A 20,581-nucleotide genomic window follows, 5' to 3' on the forward strand; every position below is an offset into this window, starting at 1 on the left:
AGGAGCTGGGTTCCGGGTTCTAGGATCGTTCGGCCGCGTGAAGCGGCGTTACGCTGACAACACTGATAGCGGCAGTGGAGGTGTCGTCGTGGTGTGACGCCGTGCCGGAGCCGCTTTCTTCGGAGCTTTCTGACGCATCAGCGTCGGGAATTGCCGCCACACTGACTGCAGGCTTGTCCGCCCGTGAATCCGCTGCCCTCAGCTGAGCGGCCTCGTGCTCAGCGGCTTCGTTCCCGGCGGCCTCGTCCTCAGCGGCCTGTGCAGCTTCTTCGTCGCGGCGTACCTGCTCGTCGATGTCATCGGCGAGTGTATGAAGCATGGACTCTGCTTCTACCGTCATGCTCTGGTGCCCGGCTGCCATGGCCTTAACCAGATACTGCGCCAAGGCAAACTCGGCAAGGAGAGCGGCACGGCGGAGAAGGTGGGCGTCAGGGAGCTCGCGGCGTGCTTGGGTGTAGTGGCTCAAAACGGCCTCAACAAACGAGGCTTCGTTGGACGCAACCAACCAGGCGAAGTCGTCTGCAGGATCGCCGATTCGGAGATCGGTCCAACCCGTTAAGGCCGTCACGGTGTCATCCTGCACCATCAGGTTGTCTTCATGAAGGTCCCCGTGGACCACTGAAGGATTGAAACGCCAAAGGGCAACGTCTTCGAGAGCGTGCTCCCAGCGGCGCAGCAGGGTCGCCGGAATCTTGCCCGTGGTTGCCGCTTGGTCGAGTTCGTTGAGTTTGCGTTGCCGGAACTCATTGGCCGAGTAACTGGGAAGGTCGGCGTTGGTGACCAAGGTCAGTGGCAAGTCATGAATGGCCGCCAGGGCTGCGCCGACTTCCTGGGCCAAGGCGGGACTGCCGGCCGAAAGTTCTTCGATGGAAAGCATGGAGCCCTGCAGGTGGGCGTAGACGAACGTCGTCAGGGCGCCTTGCCGCACTGTGCCGGCGATAGTAGGTACATGAAAAGGCAGTTCAGCGCGGATGGCCGGCGCGAAGGCCCGCAGCACCATGAACTCGGTTTCCAGTCGCGTGCTGGCTTCCGGATGGCGCGGTGAACGGACCCGCCAGCGTTTGCCTTCCGCGTCGAGCAGCATCGCCGAGTCGAAGTCGGCGTCATCGTCGGGGGAATAGGCTGCGGCCGTCGGCGCCAGGCCAGGCACCGCCGCGGTTGCTATGGCGGCCAGTTCGAGCGGTGTTCTTCTCACGTTCTCCACGGTAGATTGAGTGAGGCCTGTGGCCATGATGCAGTGCGGCGAGTCTTCAGATCCGCAGCAAATGTGGAGCAATACACAGCATAAGTGCACAACCCGGCAAACCCATGGGCAGGTATTTACAACGGGGGACATTTCCAAATGTTTTTTGTCGGTACGAGTCAGTACGGTAGATACATGAGTCATACGGAGTCACCGGCGCTTGCCAATCACCTGATGGAGACAGTTCTTTCCGTCCCCCCTGCCATGGTGGATCGCGGCTCAGGCGTGCGTATGAAGCCCGGAATGGTTGAAGATCTCATAGCCTCCGGTATGGCAAAGGCCATGGTCATTTCGCAGCGCAAAGCGTTGGTGACTGCTGACGGTCTGTGGTTCGGGGACGCCGCTCCGCTGTGGAACGCTCTTAGTGGGTCTGATAGCGGTGCTGTTGCGGCCATCTACCTGGGCACCACCTTGACGTCATCCTCATTACCGGAAGGCACTTCGGTTGTGCTGTTCACGGTTGCGGAGCCGCCGGCTCCGGGCACGTCCACGGTGCCGTTGGGTGCCGAGTGGGCCGGTTTTCGGGATGTCGCGGCGCGTCTTGATGCCGCGGACACCGCTTTGTTCATCGAGGCCAGCGCGATCTCCAACTGGCATGCAACCCACACGCATTGCCCTCAGTGCGGCACACCCACGGACATCGAGGCCGGGGGCTGGGTTCGGAGTTGTCCCAAGGACAACTCCGAGCATTACCCGCGGACGGATCCCGCCATCATTGTCACGGTGGTAGGTCCTGACGGCCGGCTCCTGCTCGGAGGAGGAGGGCCCGTCGACGCCAAGAATTACTCGACGCTCGCGGGATTTGTTGAGCCCGGTGAATCGCTGGAGCAGGCAGTCGTTCGGGAAATCGGGGAAGAAGTGGGCGTCCGTGTGACTGCCTGCCAATACCTCGGTTCACAGTCCTGGCCGTTCCCGGCCTCCCTGATGCTTGGGTTCACAGCCAGAACAAACGACGCCGTTGCACGGCCCGACGGCGTAGAGGTCACCCGGGCGCGGTGGTTCAGCCGTGAGGAACTGCAAGAGGCCGTGTTGAGCGGGGAGATCACCATCTCAACGCGCTTGTCCATCGCGCGTTCATTGATTGAGCATTGGTACGGCGGCGTCATCGAAGACCTCCAGCCGTGACCGAAGGGATTTTCGACGGGGGTCGCTCACTTGAGGACCGCATCCTTGGCGGCTTGGACGAAGAGCAGCGCGAAGTAGCCAGTACCTTGACGGGCCCCATGTGTGTCCTCGCGGGTGCAGGCACGGGAAAGACACGCGCCATCACCCACCGCATTGCTTATGGGGTTCACTCCGGGGTGTACAGCCCCCAGAGGCTGCTGGCTGTGACGTTCACTGCCCGGGCAGCAGCTGAGATGCGCAGTAGGCTTCGCGATCTTGGCGTTGCCAACGTTCAAGCCCGCACTTTCCACGCCGCGGCGTTGAGGCAGTTGCAGTTCTTTTGGCCGCAGGCTATCGGGGGGACTTTGCCCAATCTGCTGGACCACAAGGCCAACATGATCGCCGAAGCGTCCCGCAGGCTTCGCCTCAGCACTGACCGTGCATCCATCCGGGATCTGGCGGCCGAAATCGAGTGGGCCAAGGTGTCCATGCTGACCCCCGCCAATTACTTGGAGAATGCCCAAGGTCGGGGAACTCCCGGAGGTTTCGACCTCACTGCGGTCTCCCGGGTGTTCCAGGCCTATGAGGACATCAAAACCGACCGCAACGTTATCGATTTTGAAGACGTCCTGCTCATCACAGTGGGGATCCTCCAGGAGGACCCAAAAGTAGCGGCAACAGTCCGGGAGCAATACCGCCATTTCGTGGTGGACGAGTACCAAGACGTTTCGCCCCTGCAGCAGCGGCTTCTGGATTTGTGGCTCGGGGGCCGAAACGAGTTGTGTGTGGTGGGCGATGCCAGCCAGACCATCTACTCTTTTACTGGCGCTTCACCCAAGCACCTTCTGGGGTTCAAATCACAGTTCCCTGGAGCAACCGTTGTTAAGCTCATTCGTGACTACCGGTCCACCCCGCAAGTGGTGAAGTTGGCCAACGAGCTCCTTGGCTCCCGGCGAAGCGGTGGCCCAGTGGCAGATGCCGCGTGGGCGCCGCCCCTCAAGCTCGTCGCGCAGCGGCCTTCTGGTCCGGAACCGCGCTTCATGGAGTGCCCGGATGACGAAGCGGAGGCAGCTGTGGTGGCAGGCAGAATTCAGGAACTGCTCAACACCGGAGTTAAAGCCAGCGAGATTGCCATCCTTTTCCGCACCAACGGCCAGTCTGAAGCGTATGAGCAAGCACTGGCCTCCGCCGGGATCGGCTACCAGCTCCGGGGAGGCGAGCGGTTCTTCGCGCGCAAGGAAGTCCGCGATGCAATCCTCCAATTGCGTGCGGCAACCCGCGCCGTGGCTGAGGGACCCCACGAAGCACTGGGCCAAATCGTTCGGGACATCGTTGCGTCACTTGGCTATACGGATGCCGCTCCCCACAGCGGGGGAGCACTGCGTGAGCGTTGGGAATCCCTGGCAGCGTTGGTCGCCTTGGCTGATGAGCTTGCTGTCAGCCGCGGGGAGTCCTTCACCTTGGCTGAGTTCGTCAACGAGCTACAGGAGCGCTCGGTCGCGCAACACGCGCCCACTGTTCAAGGTGTGACCCTTGCTTCCCTGCATGCTGCCAAGGGCTTGGAATGGGATGCAGTGTTCCTGGTGGGCCTTAGCGAAGGCCTCATGCCCATTTCTTTCGCAGACACCCCCGAGGATGTGGACGAAGAACGCAGGTTGCTTTACGTCGGCATCACCCGGGCGCGCGAGCACCTGAATCTCTCGTGGTCCACAGCCCGAACGCCGGGTGGCCGGGCCAACCGCAAGCCGTCCCGCTTCCTCGACGGACTTCGCCCCAATTCCGTGGCGTCCGCCAACGCGCGCAGCAAGACAGGTCCCACACGACGGAAAGCCGCCGCCCCGGCGTCGTGCAAGGTCTGCGGCAGCATGCTTGCCAGTGGGGCTGAACGCAAAGTGGGGCGCTGCAACCAGTGCCCGCCCACATATGAGGAACAAACGTTTGATGCGCTAAGGCAGTGGCGCAGGGACGAGGCCCAGTCGGCCGATGTTCCGGCGTATGTTGTCTTCACGGATGCTACGCTGACGGCCATCGCGGAAGCCAAGCCGTCATCGCTTGAGGAACTGGCCGGCCTCGCGGGGATCGGCCCGTCCAAGCTCGAACGCTACGGCGAGGCTGTCCTGGCAGTACTCGCTGAGAGCAGTGAGCTCTGATGACCCGCCGATCTTCCTCCGACACCGCCATCCCGCACATCACCGACGACGGCGCTCCCGTTGTGGTGCGTAGATCAGCCCGACGGCGGCGAACCGTTGCCGCTTTCTGGGAAGACGGCAATGCCGTGGTCGCCATCCCTGCCAGCTTCACCAAGTCCCAGGAACAGGAGTGGGTCCGGCGGATGCTGGTCAAGCTGAAGAAGCAGGGGGAGCGGCAAACGGGTGCGGGCAGGCGTCGTCCTGCGACGGACCAAGCCCTGGCCAAGCATGCCGAGCACCTTTCAAAGACGTATCTCGGCGGGCGGGCGGTCCCGACGTCGGTCCGTTGGGTAGCCAACCAGAACTCCCGGTGGGGTTCGGCAACTCCTGCGGACGGCACCATCCGGCTATCCAACAAGCTTCAGCCCATGCCGCAATGGGTTATTGACTACGTTCTGGTCCACGAGCTCGCGCACTTGCTGGTGGCGGGTCACAATGCCGAATTTTGGAGATTGGTTGAGGCCTACCCTGATACGCAGCGGGCAAAGGCCTTCCTGGAGGGCGTTGCCTTCGCTACGTCCCGGGGACTCCCGCCTGATTCAGGCTCCGAGGACTCCGGTGACTCGGCTGTGGAACTGACTGACTAAAGATGTCAGAGGCTTAGCCGCACAGCTTCTCTTTGCCGCACCTGCCCTGCACCGGTCATCAACAGCAAAGCGGCCGCCATGAGATGGCGGCCGCTTTGCTGCGTGTTTCTTCCGAGGGCTTGCTTACTTGGTCGGCGCCTCGGGGTCGGTGTCGTCCGATGTTGTTTCATTGCCGGACTCGTTCTCCGCGGAATCAGCCCTGGAGGCTTCGGGTCCAGCTTCATCGGCCTTGGTGGAGTCGTAACCGCCGCTCAGAAGCTTCTGCAGGGCGTCATCAACTTCGGTGTCACTTGCCTCGGCAAGGCGTCGACGTTCGGAGAAGCCCTTGGGATCGTCGAGGTCCTCACCGGTGGGCAGAAGATCCGGGTGGTGCCAAATCGCGTCGCGGCCGGCGATGCCCCTTTCTTCCTTCAGGGTTGCCCACAGTGTTGCTGCTTCCCGGAGCCTGCGGGGGCGAAGTTCCAGGCCGACGAGGGACGAGAACGCGTGCTCGGCCGGTCCGCCTGTGGCCCGACGACGACGCACTGTTTCGCGCAGCGCTGTCGCTGACGGCAGCACCTTGTCGGTGGCTTCGGCGGTGAGCTCGTCTACCCAGCCCTCCACCAAGGCAAGTGCTGTTTCGAGCTTCTCCAACGCGGCCGTCTGGACCGGCGTGCGTTCCGGTGTGAAGACTCCCTGGGACAGTGCTTCCTGGATACCCTCGGGGTTGCTCGGATCGAGGTCGCGGGCGAGGTCTTCGATGCGGGACATGTCAATGTGAATGCCGCGGGCATATGCCTCGATGGCTCCGAGGAGGTGGCCACGCAACCATGGGACCTGGACAAACAGCCGCGCGTGGGCGGCTTCACGGACGGCAAGGAAGAGCCGAACGTCGTTCTCGGGGAGGCTGAGGCCTTCCCCGAATTTGGCCACGTTTGCCGGCAACAGCGCCATTTCCAGGTCTGCCAGGGGGACACCGATGTCGGTGGAGCTGACAACCTCGGCTGAGAGTGCGCCGATGGCCTGTCCCAGTTGCATGCCGAAGATCGCTCCACCCATGTTCTGCAGCATGGACGAGGCACCGCCCATCATGGACTTCATTTCTTCGGGCATTTGCTGTGTGAGAGCGTTGGACAAGGCATTGGCAATGCTGTTGGCCACGGGCTCAGTCAGGCGCTTCCACGTCCCCAGGGTCGCTTCAACCCATTCGGCCCTTGACCATGCTCTACCAATCAGACCGGTCGCCGATAGATCAGTAACCGGGTCCAGCCAAAGTTCTGCAAGCCTGAGCGCTTCGTCGATCTCCCTGGCCTGTTGGGCGTTGACCGAGGGATCGCTGCCGGCGGCGGCGACGCGTCGTGCATTCTCGTGGGCGAGCTGCCAATTCACGGGACCTTCGGATGTAGAACTCATCATCGCCTGTACCTGCGCGAACATCTGCTGAAGGAGCTGGGGATCGTTGGGCAGGCCTGCGGCCTTGGCCAGCTCAGCGGGATCGATGTTGCCCATGCCCTGGCCGCCCATCAGGTTCTGGAGCATTTCTGCCAGCGGATCCTTAGGGGTTTCGTCGTCGTTGGACGGATTGTTGGGGTTGGAAGTCATGGTGCCGCCGATCGTCGAACTGGCTGGTGATCTCTTTCACCGTACCGCGCGGCCGGAAGGCTGTCTGCCCGGAGGCGGTGCCGTTCGCTGTAGGCAAAGCAGCCCTGCAACGTCAGACCGCGTAGTGTTGATGTTTGGTATGTGCCGCCGCCGTCTTCGGCGGCAGGAGCCATGGATCCGGTCACGCAAATGCCGGCATAGAGAGGCCTCAATGCTTACTTCGCCCAGCCCCGAGGGCTCATTGGACCCGCGTCAAACGCCCGACGCCGATTCCACCTCCACGCCGCCGGCACCGCCCCGTGACGGTCGCTACATGATCATGGTGATCTCCGGTCTCCTCGCACTCGGCCTCGGCATTGGGGCGGCAGCGTTGCCGGTTCCATATGTCATAGAGTCAGCAGGTCCTACCTTCAATACCTTGGGCAAGGACGGCGACAAGCCTGTCATCAACATTTCCGGCCGTGAGTCATTTCCAGCGAATGGCAACCTTGACCTGACCACCGTGGTCATGACCGGCGGTCCCAAGAGTCCGGCCTCCATCTTTGATGTCTTCCGCGCCTGGTTGGATCCCTCCAGGGCCATTTATCCCGAAGAACTCATCTATCCCAAGGGCACCACCGCCGAGCAGACCGTTCAACAAGGCGAGATAGCCATGGAAACCTCGCAGGAGAATGCGGTGGCCGCGGCCTTGCGTGAGCTCGAGATCCCCTTTGAGCAGCGGCTCAACGTCGCAGGTCTATCAGACCCTTCGCCATCCGCCGGGAAAATCCAGGAAGGTGACCGGCTGGTCTCCATCAACGGCAAGGCAATCACGTCCATGAGCGTGGTCCAAGCCGAACTGGCCGCGGGCGCCGGGTCCCCGGCCGTCGTCGGCGTGGACAGGAACGGCACTGCAGTTTCTGAAACGATAACCCCCACCAGGAACCAGGCAGACCGGTACGTCCTGGGTGTGCTGCTGGCCAGCGATTTCACGTTCCCGTTCGACGTCAGCATTTCCTTGGACAATGTTGGCGGACCCAGCGCAGGGATGATGTTTGCCTTGGGGATCGTGGACAACCTCACGCCGGGGGACCTCACTGGCGGCAAACACGTGGCGGGCACCGGCACGATCACCGCCGATGGCGCCGTAGGCTCCATCGGGGGCATTGCCCAAAAGATGATAGGCGCCCGTCACCAGGGTGCCACCATGTTCCTCGCACCGGCATCCAACTGTGCCGACGTCGTGGGCCACGTTCCGGACGGGCTTCAGGTTGTCAAAGTGGAAACTCTGGCCGACGCCACCGCCGCCGTGGAGCGACTCGGATCCGGTCAGGACACGGGGAGCCTTCCCACCTGCACAAACAACTAGACTGACGGTGGAACTTAGCTTCACCGCCACTCGTGGCATAGATGACGGCCCCTGCCACATCCCAGCGGCAGGGAAAGTCAACACTCGCACACCGACTGTTCACTGACACCAATGAGGTACAGAGTTTGTCCCGTCCCGCCAGCTCCAACCCGCCCGGAAGATCACCGCTGAGACGAGGTGCCCTGACTCCGACGCTCATTGTCGTGGCAGTTGCCGTCGTCGGGTTCATTTTCTTCGCCAATGTGTGGACTGACGTCCTGTGGTACCAGCAGCTTGGCTTCTTCGAAGTTTATATCCGCGAAAACCTCGCCAGGATCATTACGTTCCTCATCGGTTTCGCCATGATGTTTGCCGCTGTTTTCTTCGCTATCAGGATCGCCTACCGCTCCCGGCCCGTCTACGCTCCGGATGCTGAGGCCCGGGACAACCTCAACCGTTACCAGGCACAGCTTGAGCCCGTCCGTCGGGTTGTCATGATCGGCCTGCCCATCCTGTTCGGGCTCTTCGCCGGCAGCGCGGCAGCCAGCCAGTGGCAGAAGGCCCTGTTGTTCTTCAACCAGGAGCCGTTCGGACAGACCGACCCGTTGTTCAACATGGACATCAGCTTCTATCTGATGACGCTGCCGTTCCTGGGTTTTGTCACCGGGTTCCTGATCAGCATCGCCGTTGTTGCCGGTATTGCAGGCATCCTGACGCACTACCTCTACGGCAGCATCCGCCTCATGGAACGCGGCATCTTCACAAGCAGGGCAGCGCAAATCCACATAGCCGTCACCGGCGCTCTTTTCCTGGTCCTGCTGGGCATCAATTTCTGGCTGGACAGGTACACAACTGTCCAGAGCAACTCCGGCCGCTGGGCCGGCGCCCTTTACACGGATGTGAATGCCGTTGTACCCACCAAGGCGATCCTCGCCGTAGCCGCGGGCCTTGTTGCCATCCTGTTCATTATTGCCGCGATCATTGGTCGTTGGCGCCTTCCGGTGATCGGCACGGCAATGCTGGTCATCACGGCCATTCTGGCCGGCGGCGTATACCCGTGGGTTATTCAGCAGTTCCAAGTTCGTCCGTCGGAGAACACCTTGGAAAAGGAGTTCATTGATCGAAATATCAAGATGACGCGGGCTGCTTACGGTCTGGACAAGATCGATGTGTCGGCTTACAACGCCACCACCACAGCGACTACCGGAGCCTTGGCAGCGGACGCGCAGACTACTGCCAATATTCGCCTCCTTGACCCGAACCTGATTTCCTCGGCGTTCGCGCAGCTCGAGCAGTACCGCCCGTACTACCAGTTCCCGCAAACCCTGAATGTTGACCGTTACATGGTTGACGGCAAAGTCCAGGACACCGTTATTGCGGTTCGGGAACTGAACCCGGATGGCCTAAGCGCGAACCAGCAGACATGGGTCAACAGGCACATCGTTTACACCCATGGTTATGGCGTTGTCGCAGCCAAGGGCAACAAGTTCACGGCCGACGGCAAGCCGGAGTTCCTGCAGTCGGGCATTCCGTCCAACGGCGTCCTCGGCAATGACACTTCATACGAACCCCGTATCTATTTCGGCGAGAACTCTCCGGAATACTCCATCGTCGGCGCGCCGGATGGTGCCCCGAACCGCGAGCAGGACCGGCCGGCGGGCCGTGAAGGTGGCGGGGAGACGCAGTACACCTTCAGCGGGAATGGCGGACCAAACGTCGGCAACTGGCTCAACAGAATCCTCTACTCCATCAAGTTCCAGTCATCGGATCTGTTGCTTTCGGACGGTGTTAATGCGGAATCCCAGATTCTCTACGAACGCAATCCGCGCGAACGCGTAGAGAAGCTGGCCCCGTACCTGACTGTCGATGGCAATGCATACCCGGCGGTCGTTGACGGCCGGGTCAAGTGGATTGTTGACGGCTACACCACCAGCCAGTATTTCCCTTACTCCCAGCCTCAACAGTTGCAGAATGCCACTGTGGACTCGCAAACCAGTGCCGGACGTACCGTGGCTCTGCCGAACAGCTCGGTGAACTACATCCGCAACTCGGTCAAGGCCACCGTGGATGCTTATGACGGTTCCGTCAATCTCTACGCGTGGGATGACCAGGACCCCATCCTGAAGGCATGGCAAAAGGTCTTCCCGACGGTCATCAAGCCCTACTCGGAAATGTCCGGCGACCTCATGAGCCACGTCCGTTACCCCGAGGACCTGTTCAAGGTTCAGCGTGAACTGCTCGGCCGCTATCACGTGACGGATCCGGACAGCTTCTACCAGAACAACGATGCTTGGAGCGTTCCGAACGATCCCACCGTTTCGGAAGCCGTCAAACAGCCTCCGTTCTACATGTCACTGCAGATGCCTGACCAGGAGAAGCCGGCGTTCCAGCTGACCTCATCCTTCATTCCTCAGACGGTCAACGGGAGCGCCCGAAACATCCTGTACGGCTTCCTCGCGGCTGACTCCGACGCCGGGAACGTCAAGGGCGTCAAGGGGGAGAGTTACGGAAAGCTGCGGCTCCTGGAGCTCCCCACCGATACCCAGGTGCCTGGTCCCGGACAGGCGCAAAACAAGTTCAACTCTGACCCCACTGTGTCTCAGGCGCTGAACCTTCTGCGACAGGGCGCATCAGATGTACTGAACGGCAACCTGTTGACTCTTCCCGTGGGTGGTGGCCTGCTCTACGTGCAGCCTGTCTACCTGAAGTCCACAGGTGAGACGTCCTACCCCACATTGCAGCGTGTGCTTGTGGCATTCGGTGACAAGATCGGCTTCGCGGCCACACTGGATGAAGCTCTTGACCAGTTGTTCGGCGGAGACTCGGGCGCTGCGGCCGGCGATGTTGCCAACAACGGCCAAACACCCACGGCCCCGCCCGGAACAACCACACCGCCTGCTGGCCCCACTGACGCCAAGGCGGATCTTAAGGCAGCCCTCGATGAGGCCAACAAGGCGATCCAGGACGGCCAGGCCGCATTGGCCAAGGGCGACTTCGCCGGTTACGGTGCGCAGCAGACCAAGTTGTCTGAGGCACTGAAGAAGGCGATCGACGCTCAGGCCCGTTTGGACGCCACTCCGGCTCCAACAGCGACGCCGGGAGCTACTCCCAGCGCGACACCGTCGCCGTCGCCAAGCAGCTAGTTCTGTAGGCGGTTGAAAGGCCGGGCCTGCTCCCTCCCGGGGGCGGGCACCGGCCTTTTCCGTAGGCGAGACACACATCACGTCGCCACGATTTGGTCTGCCATTCACCGGACGGTAATGTTGTTCTTGCGACGCGGGGTGGAGCAGTTCGGTAGCTCGCTGGGCTCATAACCCAGAGGTCACAGGTTCAAATCCTGTCCCCGCAACTGGAGAGAAGGTCCGGATCAGTAAACACTGATCCGGACCTTTTGTTTTGCCCTGAAAGCCCCAAGCCGGCATCTTGCCAGGTGAAACCCTCTCTCGGGTCCCTCGGGCTTGCGCCGATCCCTCTCTCGGGTCCCTCGGGCTTGCGCCGAACCCTCTCTCCGTTCAGTCGGGGGTGGGAGTGAGCCGTTCGAATATCGCGTCTGGATCGTGAGCGGTGACGACAGCGGCAGTCGGACGCGGAAGCTCGTCCCAGCCCCCAGCCCCCAGCCCCCAGCCCCCAGCCCCCAGCCCCGCCCGGGGCCATGGCTACCGCCGAGCGTTCAGGAGCGGGGGTGATCTGCAGCACCTTCGGCACCATATGGTCAAGGGCATCCCGGAGGGTGCGGTAGAGTTGTTCTTGCGACGCGGGGTGGAGCAGTTCGGTAGCTCGCTGGGCTCATAACCCAGAGGTCACAGGTTCAAATCCTGTCCCCGCAACTGGAGAAAGATCCGGATCAGTAAACCTGATCCGGATCTTTTGTTTAACAGGTCGTTTGGACACCGGTGCTAGCATCAAATCCGGATTTGCTGAGGCAAGAAATGGATGGGACACCACATGGTCAATGGAGACTACGATTCCGGCCTCGACCGTGAAGTCCTTCAAAGGGACAGCCCGGTTGCTGTGTATCAGCAGGTGGCTGACGTTCTGACGGATCAGGTCAGCCGCCTGGAACCTGGGTCCCGGATCCCCACAGAAGAGTTCCTGATGGATGCGTACGGCATTAGCCGGACCACCGTCCGGAAGGCGATCGAAACACTGGTTGTGAAGGGCCTGCTGGTCCGTAGGCAGGGCAAAGGGACGTTCGTGATGGCTCAGCGCCCCGTCAAGATGCTGAATCGTCTGGCACCGTTCATGGAGACGTTCACGGCGGCCGGCATGAAGACTGTCAAGGGACTCATCGAATACAAGTGGATGGAGAAGGACAAATCGGTGCCAGCCAAGCTGGTTTCCGACGACAACCTGGTTCTGGTCATCCGCCGCTCCTACTCAAGTGCCGGATGGCCCTATGCCATTGCGGAGATATTCATCCCGTCGCATATCGGCCGTCACATCAGCCTCGCCGATGCTGAGCGGAACTCTATTTACCAGGTCATCCAGGACAGGACGCTGAAGCCCCTCCACCGGGCGGAGATCACCGTGACAATGCATGCACCGCCCGAGCACCTGGCAGACGCTCTCAACGTCCGCGGGTTTGCTATGGTGCCACGCTTGGAGCGGACTACTTTAGGCCCGCATGGAGAGGTTCTGGAGTGCACGGTGACCTACTTCCACCCCAAGGGATTCGAAATCCGCGCTGAAGTGGCAACCGACGTCAGCCCCGGCCAGGATTCGCCAGTTCCTTCGGCAGGTTAGGTGAAACCGCAAAATGGGCCGGATCCCTGCGAGGATCCGGCCCATTTTGCGGTCCAGCGGTATGTTGTGGGAAGTCCGCCCAATGGACGGTTACAGCCCGGTTTACTTCCTAGAGCTTGTCGAAGTCAGCTTCGTCGACAGTTGCGCCGGTTGACGCCGGAGCTCCCGCGCCGATGGCAGGCTTGGAACCGCCCGACTTCAGGGCTGCAAGACGGGCCTCGATCTCGGTCTGCTCTCCGAGGTCTTCGAGCTGGTTGAACTGCGCATCGAGGCTGGAGCTGGCGAGTTCCTGCTGACCCAGGACCTTGGCCTCCTCGCGGCGGATCTTCTCTTCGAAGCGGCCCACCTCGCTGGTGGGATCCATGATGTCAATGCTCTTGAGGGCATCGTGCACCTGGGACTGCGCGGCAGCGGTCTTGGAGCGTGCCACCAACTCGTTGCGCTTGGCGGTGAGCTGGTTCAGCTTGTTCTTCATCTGGTCAAGCCCGGTCTTGAGCTTGTCCACTACCTCGGTCTGGGACGCGATGCTCGGCTCTGCTCCCTTTGCCTCGGACTCCGCCGTCATCTGGCGCTGGATGGCTACCTTGGCAAGGTTGTCGAACTTTTGGGCATCAACGGAATCGCCGGAAGCGCGGTACTCATCGGCTTTCCGGGATGCTGCCAGGGCCTTGTTGCCCCAATCCTGAGCGTTCTTGACGTCCTCGTTGTAGTCCGCCTGCAGCATCCGCAGGTTGCCGATGGTCTGGGCCACGGCTGATTCGGCCTCGGCAATGTTGTTCGTGTAGTCGCGGACCATCTGGTCCAGCATCTTCTGCGGGTCCTCAGCCTGGTCCAGCAAGGCGTTGATGTTTGCCTTGGCGAGCTGCGAGATCCGACCGAAAATGGACTGCTTAACCATGGTGTTGCCTTTCGTCCTGCTCAGTGGTGACACTGAAATCAGTGATCAGTTGTTGTACCGCTTCTATGCGGGGCATGGACCCCGCCTAGTCTGTCTGGCTAGAAGCTGCCGGAGTCTCCACCGCCAAAGTCGCCCCCACCGCCGCCAAAGTCACCGCCGCCGGAATCGCCGCCGAAGAAGCCACCGCCACCTCCGCCGTCATTGCCGCCGCCCCAACCGCCTCCTCCACCGTTCAGGATGGAGTTGATGAGGATGCCGCCGAGTATTGCGCCGCCGAGGCCGCCACCTCCGCCGCCCCCGCCGAACATTCCGCCGCGGCCGTAGCCTTGGTCGGCGTAACCGAACTGGTCGACGTCAGACTGTGCGAGTTGCGCCGCCTGGGCTGCAAGCGAATGCGCCTGCTGTGCATAAGTAAGAGCGGTCACGGGGTCGTTGCGTGAGATCGAAAGCGCGTAGTCGAGGTTGCGCTGGGCTTCCGCCAACCGCGTCCGGGCCTCCGTGCCCACGCCACCGCGGCGGGCTGTGATGTAGTCCGATGTTGCGCTGATCTGTGCCTGTGCGGCCATGATTGTTTGCTGCAGCGAGGCCTGTGCTCGGCGGGCCTGCTCCTGCTGGTCCCGGATGCCGGACAAGGACTGATCGAGCGCCTGGTGGGCTGACTCTACGCGGCTAAGCGTCGCGATGGGATCGATCTTTCCGCCTTCGATCTCGGTCTTCACCTGTGCCAGGGCGGCTTCGACGCCGGCCACGGGACCGGCGAGTTCCGGGTGTTCGCCGGACTGGATCATCGCACGGGCCTGGGCAAGGTCCTGGCTGGTCTCCGCCACGGCGCCTTCCAAGGAGGAGCGTGCCTCATCAAGGCTGCCTGCCGTCTTGGAGATGGCATCGATCAGAACGTTGGTCTGGTGCAGGCTTTCTTCGGCGGCACGCACTGCCACAGCAGCCAGGCTGTTCTCGCTGGTTGCCAACTTCTCCTGGGCGGCGGAGGCGGCGTTCTGAACGAATGCGAGTCGCTCCTTGGCCTGCAGAATGTTGTCTGAGACCTGAGCCAAGGCGGACTCGGCGTACTTGGCGCGCAATCCCTCAAGGGACTGCTCTGCGCTGGCGATCTTCGCATCCGCCTCCCTGGCTCCCGCAGTCACTGCTGCCAAAGCCTGAGGGGCGTTCTTCTCAAGCTCGCGCAAAGAGTCGAAGTCAGCCTTCTGATCACGCAGTGACGCCAGGGCGGCCTCTGAGCGGCGGATGATTTCGCCAAGCCAGCTCCGCTGCTGCTCTTCGGTATCAGGAATGTGGTCGTCCAGCTGCTGCTGCAGCTTGAACGACTCCGTCATGTGGCCCTTCGCCTCTTCCAAGGCTTTGGTGAAGTTGCCAATCGCGGAATCACCATACTGCGCCTGCGCAAAACCGAGTTCCTGCTCGCTGGACTTGATGGCGTCGTCCGCCTCGATCAACAGCGAGCCGCTCTTCTGACGCAGTTCTGGAATGCTGAGACCAGCCAGAGGATCAAGTTCCGCACCCTGCGGCCCGTAGCTGGCGCTGACGGCCTTGGTGCCGCCCTTCTTGCGGCGGTTTCGGAGGTAGAGGTACGTACCGGCGCCGCCTGCTGCGACCACGCCCACCCCGACAAGGACGCCGACGCCGGCGTTGCCGCTGGGCACTGTGCCGCTGCCTCCACCTGCGGCGTCGCCAATGGCAGCAGCAGTGTCAATGGCTGCCTGGGCGTAGTCCTTCTTGCCGCCGGCCAGATTGGCAACGACGGCGTTCTGCGCGATGGCAGATTGTTTGGAATAGATGGAGCTGCCCGAGTTAAGGGTGAAGTTGTACTGGCCGGCTGTCGAGATCGCCAAAACGGCGTCTGCCTTGCCCATGCCCCTGTTCTTGGCAACGGTCGCAACCCATGCAGCAGGATCGGTCGGATTCTCGAACTTGTCCACCGTTACCACGTACAGGTTGTACTTGTGGTCCTTGAGGGTCTTTTGGATGGCTTCCTGGACTTCGCCTTTTCGGCTACCTAGGACGTTGGCGTCGTCCACGATGTTTTGGCCGGACGGAATGGTTACCGGACTTTCGGCCCAAGCGGAGGTGGCCGGGAGGGCCAGCATTCCAACCAGGCCAATCACGGCGAGTACGCGTTTAACTATTGACCGCATGTGCAACCCTTCAGCACGTCTGCGACTGGAACAAGGCGTACCAATCGTCACAGAATGCTCAGCGCCCCCACGCATGGTGTAAAGCCGCAGGTCGCTGTGGCAATTCCTCTTGATTCTATGGTGCACCCCATGGCCCGTCCACAGGGGTGAATATGCCACCAGCGAAATATAGGAGAGAGCTGGATTGTTGAGGCGTTGAGGGTCTTTTCTGGAGGGACAGACCGAGTGGCCCAGCCCTTTCAGGAAGCTCCCAGCGAACGTCCGCTTTTGTTCCAGTTATTGGGTACATAGTTGTTGGAGACGAGGATGAAAGGAAGACCCATGACGGAGAACCCAGCGCAGGGCACCGCACCAGAGAACCGCGAGCCATCAGAGTCGCGGAACACCACGGGGGAGCAGGGCGATGCCAACGCCACCCAGCAGCAGTCTGCCTGGACTTCAGAGCAAGGTGCCGGGACGGAAAACACGGCGCACCCCACCACTCCTCTGCCGGCCTTCCAGCCGCCAGCAGCCCCGCAGCAGCCGCAGTACTACGGCGCTCCGCAGCAGCAGGACCCGGGTCACCGCCCGAGCTACCCCCAGCACCAGCCTTTCTACGGCGGCTCAAACCCGGGGACCAGCAGCAATGCCAGTTCGCAATTCCACAACGCGCAGGGATTCCACAACGCTCAAGGCCACAACGGCCCCGGAATGCAGCACGCCCCCGGCCACTCTTCTGCGGTGGCCACCAAACGCAAGCCGGCATTCGGTGTAGGCACCCTTGTGGCAAGCATGCTTGCGGCGGGCCTGATCGGTGGCGGCGTGGTAGCCGGCAGTGACGCGCTATGGGATAACCCCGCCCCGGCTGCTTCAACAGGCGGACAGTCCAGCACGGTCATCGTGAACAACAAGGACGACGTCAACGTGATTACTGCTGCGGCAGCCAAAGCCTCGCCCAGCGTGGTGACCATCAAGGCGACCAGCGGTAACGAGGGCGGAACGGGCTCCGGTATCATCCTCGATGATCAGGGCCACATTCTTACGAACACGCACGTCGTGACGCTTGATGGAGCCACCGCCAACGCCGCCATCGAGGTCCGCACGAATGACGGTAAGGTCCTCAAGGCCACCGTGGTGGGCACGGACCCGTTGTCAGACCTTGCCGTCATCAAGGTGAGCGACGCATCAGGCCTGGTCCCGGCAACGCTCGGTGACTCGTCCAAGATCAACGTGGGGGACACCGCCGTCGCCATCGGTTCTCCGTTGGGCCTCACCGGCACGGTAACGGACGGCATCGTGTCCACGCTCAACCGCACCATCAGTGTCGCGTCGTCTGCTGTGCCGGAAGGTACGCCGGACGAGAGCCAGGGCGACGACGAAGGCTTCCAGTTCGCACCACCAAATGGTGGCCAGAGCCAGAGAACAGCCAATGAGGGCTCGATTGCCATCAACGTTATCCAGACCGATGCCGCGATCAACCCCGGTAACTCCGGCGGTGCGCTGGTGAACAGCAAGGGCGAAGTCATCGGCGTCAACGTAGCCATTGCATCGGCGGGCAGCGGAACGTCCGAGTCGTCCACCGGGAACATCGGCGTTGGCTTCAGCGTTCCCATCAACCACGCCAAGCGCGTTGCGCAGGAGATCATCGACTCCGGCAAAGCCAGCCATGGACAGTTCGGTGTGTCCGTTCGTTCGAAGTCGTCCACGGGCAGCGATTCAGGCTTCTCCGTCGGGGCCGAGGTTGCCTCAGTGACTTCGGGTTCGGCTGCTGCCAAGGCGGGGCTCAAGGTTGGCGATGTCGTGACCAAGTTCGGCGACTACGCGGTGACCGATCCCAACCAGCTGACGGCGGCGGTCCGGGAACAACCGGCCGGCGCCAAGGTCAAAGTCACCATTCAGCGCGGTGGCCAGACGCAAGAAGTTGAGGTCACACTCGACGCCGCCCAACAGTAGGCGGCAAGAACAACGCACGACGGCGGGCGGCTCCTCACAGGTGTCGCCCGCCGAATTGCTGTTCCCGGCACGGCAAGTGACAAACGATGTGCATCGCGTGTAGCTGAAACAGGGCTTAACGCTGGGAGTGGTTTTCTGCGGGCAATATGCTTAGCTAGGACGAGCCCACGCGCTGGGCAATTCACGGCCACGCTGCTGCGGTTGGCCGTCCACAAGCATGGAAGGCTGCTTCGAAGACAGTGGAAGAGACATTGAAGATTGTCGTTCTGGTCAAGCACGTCCCGGACGCCCAGTTCGACCGGCACATCACCGGACCTGGCAACACAACTGACCGCGATGAGAGCATCTTGTCCGAGCTGGACGAGTACGCCCTCGAGGCAGCGCTGCAACTGGCGGAGGAACGCGGCGGCCCGAAGGCCGGAAACGAGGTTATTGCCTTGAGCATGGGCCCGTCCGGTGCGGTCAATGCCGTGAAGAAGTCACTCCAGATCGGCGCGTATTCCGGCGTCCACCTCAGCGACGACGCTTTGGCTGGTTCGGATGCTGCTGCTACCTCGCTGGCGCTTGCCGCTGCCATTCGCCACATCTCGGCCGATGGCCGCCCTGTGGACCTGGTCCTGACGGGGATGGCTTCCACCGACGGCGAGACTTCGCTGATTCCGGCTCAGCTTGCCGAGCGATTGTCGGTCCCGCAGGTCACCTTTGCCTCCAGCCTTGAGGTTACGGGCGGCCAGGTCAGCGCCCGCCGCGACGCTGGCGCCTTCTCCGAGACGGTTGAAGCGCAGCTCCCTGCAGTTGTCTCGGTCACCGACCAGATCAACGAGCCGCGCTACCCCAACTTCAAGGGCATCCTTGCCGCCAAGAAGAAGAAGATCGCCTCCCTGTCTCTGGCGGACATCGGCGTGGACGCCTCGCAGGTGGGCTTGGCCGGCTCCTGGACAGTGGTGGAGTCTGCAGAGGCCCGCCCACCGCGGACAGCAGGGACCATCATCACCGACGACGGCGACGCCGGCATCAAGCTGGTCGACTTCCTCGCCGCACAGAAGCTGCTCTAAAGGGGACTCCAACCATGGCAAATGCACTTGTTTTCATTGACAACCCGGGAGCAGCTCTCAAGAAGAGCAGCCTGGAGCTCCTGACCATCGCCCGCTCCCTGGGGGAGACCGCCGTCGCGTTCACCGGAGAGCTGCACGACGACGTCGCCGCCACCTTGGGTGCCTACGGCGCCACCACGGTTTATCAGCCGTCGGTGGACGATCTCGACAACTACCTGGTGGGGCCAAAGGCCGCCTACCTTGCCGCTGCTGTGGCAGCCTCGGGCGCTACGGCAGTGCTCCTGGACAACTCGCCTGAGGGCAAAGAAATCGCGGGCAGGCTTGGCATCAAGCTCAACGCAGGCGTTATCACCGACGTCGTGGGCGTTGAGGCTGACGGCACCGCGCACAAATCCGTCCTGGCAGGCTCCTACAACACCACAGCGAAGGCCACCACTCCGGTGACGGTTCTTTCGATCAAGGCCAACAATGTGGAGCCTTCACCGGCTGGCGCCGCCGCTGCGCCGGCCACCGCTACGGTTGAAGTTCCCGCCGACGGCTTGGCTAACTCCGCACGCATTGCCGCGCGGACCGAGAAGCCTGTCAGCGGCCGGCCGGACCTCAGCGAAGCGAGGATCGTCGTGGCTGGCGGCCGTGGCGTGGACGGTGACTTCGGCCCGCTCGAAGAGCTTGCCGACGCCTTGGGCGCTGCAGTTGGCGCATCCCGCGCTGCTACCGACGCAGGCTGGATTGGCCATGATGCACAGGTGGGCCAGACCGGCGTCACGGTATCACCGCAGCTGTACATTTCTGCCGGCATTTCAGGGGCCATCCAGCAAAAGGCCGGAATGCAGACCTCCAAGGTCATTGTGGCCATCAACAAGGACGCAGAATCGCCGGTGTTCGAGATTGCCGACTACGGCATCATCGGTGACCTCTTCAAGGTTCTCCCGCAGGCTACTGCAGAGATCAAGAAGCGGAGAGGCTGATCCCTTTGTCCACTGACGTTACGTCAGCAAAGAGCCCGTTCGATGCCTCTACGGAGCGCATTGAGCGGGTGCTTTGTTTTACTGCCCATCCTGACGACATCGACTTTGGCGCCGCGGGAACCATCGCGGCGTGGACGGCAGCTGGCGTCAAGGTCAGCTATTGCATCATGACCGACGGCGACGCTGGCGGCTTCGATCCGGTGGACAGGGAACGGATCACCGAACTTCGCACTGAGGAGCAACAGCGGGCGGCCGCCTTGGTGGGTGTCACGGACATCCATTACCTGCATGAGCGGGATGGCTACCTTGCGCCGACACATGGCGTCATCAAGCAGGTAGTGAAGCTGATTCGCGAAATCCGCCCGGACATCGTGCTGACCATGCACCCGGAAAGGAACTGGGACCGCCTCCAGAAGAGCCACCCTGACCATCTCGCGGCTGGCGAAGCCGTAACCCGGGCGGTCTACCCGGCAGTGGAAAACCCCTTCGCCTACCCGGAGTTGGCGGAAGCAGGACTTAGTGCGTACAAGCTGCCGTGGTTGTGGTTTATCTCCAGCCCGGAGGCCCGGGAGAACCACTTTGTGAACGTCTCGGACCACGTGGATGCAAAGCTTGACGCCATCCGTGTCCATGCAAGCCAGCACCCGGATATTGAAGGCATGGAGCGCGTAGTCCGGAGCATGATGCTGGCTAACGGCCAACGTGCCAGCCTGCCTGCCGGGGCCAGCGCTGAGAGCTTCCATGTGGTGTCCGTCAATGGTTCCAGCACCATCGCCGGTTTCTAACGTTGCCGTGGTGTAACCC

At 62.0% G+C, this 20,581-nt stretch carries 14 protein-coding genes and 2 tRNA genes; 12 read left to right on the top strand and 4 right to left on the bottom strand.

What is annotated here, in order from left to right; translation table 11 throughout:
• Positions 1 to 19 precede the first annotated feature (19 nt).
• Positions 20 to 1,195 (bottom strand): macrolide 2'-phosphotransferase, encoded by a 1,176-nt coding sequence (locus AC0J5Z_RS09940; RefSeq protein WP_475038910.1) that lies wholly within the window; start codon positions 1,193 to 1,195, stop codon positions 20 to 22.
• Positions 1,196 to 1,378: 183 nt separating this feature from the next.
• On the opposite strand from AC0J5Z_RS09940, the gene nudC reads away from it, so the two are divergent.
• From nudC to AC0J5Z_RS09955, 3 genes are read left to right on the top strand one after another with little or no spacing between them, the layout of a single operon-like run.
• Positions 1,379 to 2,368 carry an NAD(+) diphosphatase gene (gene nudC / locus AC0J5Z_RS09945; RefSeq protein ID WP_475038911.1) on the top strand — a complete coding sequence of 330 codons (990 nt, stop codon included), beginning with the start codon at positions 1,379 to 1,381 and terminating at the stop codon, positions 2,366 to 2,368.
• Positions 2,365 to 4,497, top strand: a complete 2,133-nt coding sequence (locus AC0J5Z_RS09950) for an ATP-dependent DNA helicase UvrD2 (RefSeq protein ID WP_475038912.1) — start codon at positions 2,365 to 2,367, stop codon at positions 4,495 to 4,497. The genes nudC and AC0J5Z_RS09950 overlap by 4 nt, the downstream gene beginning before the upstream one ends.
• On the top strand, positions 4,497 to 5,123 hold the full coding sequence (locus AC0J5Z_RS09955; RefSeq protein ID WP_475038913.1) for a M48 metallopeptidase family protein: 627 nt from the start codon (positions 4,497 to 4,499) through the stop codon (positions 5,121 to 5,123). Before AC0J5Z_RS09950 ends, AC0J5Z_RS09955 begins: the two co-directional genes overlap by 1 nt.
• A 123-nt stretch (positions 5,124 to 5,246) precedes the next feature.
• Here AC0J5Z_RS09955 and AC0J5Z_RS09960 read toward each other — a convergent pair whose 3' ends face one another.
• A complete protein-coding gene (locus AC0J5Z_RS09960) occupies positions 5,247 to 6,704 on the bottom strand; it encodes a zinc-dependent metalloprotease (RefSeq protein WP_475038914.1) in 1,458 nt (485 codons plus the stop codon).
• Positions 6,705 to 6,915: 211 nt separating this feature from the next.
• Here AC0J5Z_RS09960 and AC0J5Z_RS09965 point away from each other — a divergent pair, with 211 nt between their 5' ends.
• The 5 genes from AC0J5Z_RS09965 (at position 6,916) to AC0J5Z_RS09985 (ending at position 12,774) form a co-directional block, all read left to right on the top strand.
• On the top strand, positions 6,916 to 8,052 hold the full coding sequence (locus AC0J5Z_RS09965; protein ID WP_475038915.1) for a YlbL family protein: 1,137 nt from the start codon (positions 6,916 to 6,918) through the stop codon (positions 8,050 to 8,052).
• A gap of 41 nt (positions 8,053 to 8,093) precedes the next feature.
• Positions 8,094 to 11,174: a UPF0182 family membrane protein gene (locus tag AC0J5Z_RS09970; protein WP_475038916.1), complete on the top strand. Its 3,081-nt coding sequence runs from the start codon at positions 8,094 to 8,096 to the stop codon at positions 11,172 to 11,174.
• 132 nt (positions 11,175 to 11,306) lie between these two features.
• A tRNA-Met gene (locus AC0J5Z_RS09975) sits at positions 11,307 to 11,380 on the top strand.
• 404 nt (positions 11,381 to 11,784) lie between these two features.
• Positions 11,785 to 11,858, top strand: a tRNA-Met gene (locus tag AC0J5Z_RS09980).
• A 118-nt stretch (positions 11,859 to 11,976) separates the two neighbouring features.
• A complete protein-coding gene (locus AC0J5Z_RS09985) occupies positions 11,977 to 12,774 on the top strand; it encodes a GntR family transcriptional regulator (protein WP_475038917.1) in 798 nt (265 codons plus the stop codon).
• 109 nt (positions 12,775 to 12,883) lie between these two features.
• On the opposite strand, the gene AC0J5Z_RS09990 is transcribed toward AC0J5Z_RS09985, so the two are convergent.
• Positions 12,884 to 13,672, bottom strand: coding sequence for a PspA/IM30 family protein (locus AC0J5Z_RS09990; protein ID WP_054808911.1), 789 nt, complete (start codon positions 13,670 to 13,672; stop codon positions 12,884 to 12,886).
• 98 nt (positions 13,673 to 13,770) lie between these two features.
• Positions 13,771 to 15,822: a TPM domain-containing protein gene (locus AC0J5Z_RS09995; protein WP_475038918.1), complete on the bottom strand. Its 2,052-nt coding sequence runs from the start codon at positions 15,820 to 15,822 to the stop codon at positions 13,771 to 13,773.
• Between the two features lie 321 nt (positions 15,823 to 16,143).
• On the opposite strand from AC0J5Z_RS09995, the gene AC0J5Z_RS10000 reads away from it, so the two are divergent.
• The 4 genes from AC0J5Z_RS10000 (at position 16,144) to AC0J5Z_RS10015 (ending at position 20,562) form a co-directional block, all read left to right on the top strand.
• Positions 16,144 to 17,754, top strand: coding sequence for a S1C family serine protease (locus AC0J5Z_RS10000; protein WP_475038919.1), 1,611 nt, complete (start codon positions 16,144 to 16,146; stop codon positions 17,752 to 17,754).
• 251 nt (positions 17,755 to 18,005) lie between these two features.
• Entirely contained in the window at positions 18,006 to 18,809 is an 804-nt protein-coding gene (locus AC0J5Z_RS10005) for an electron transfer flavoprotein subunit beta/FixA family protein (RefSeq protein ID WP_475038920.1), read from the top strand.
• A 14-nt stretch (positions 18,810 to 18,823) separates the two neighbouring features.
• Positions 18,824 to 19,777, top strand: coding sequence for an electron transfer flavoprotein subunit alpha/FixB family protein (locus tag AC0J5Z_RS10010; RefSeq protein WP_475038921.1), 954 nt, complete (start codon positions 18,824 to 18,826; stop codon positions 19,775 to 19,777).
• A 5-nt stretch (positions 19,778 to 19,782) separates the two neighbouring features.
• Positions 19,783 to 20,562: a PIG-L deacetylase family protein gene (locus AC0J5Z_RS10015; protein WP_475038922.1), complete on the top strand. Its 780-nt coding sequence runs from the start codon at positions 19,783 to 19,785 to the stop codon at positions 20,560 to 20,562.
• Positions 20,563 to 20,581 lie beyond the last annotated feature (19 nt).

The organism is Paenarthrobacter sp. TRD_SC_7 (genome assembly GCF_056156245.1).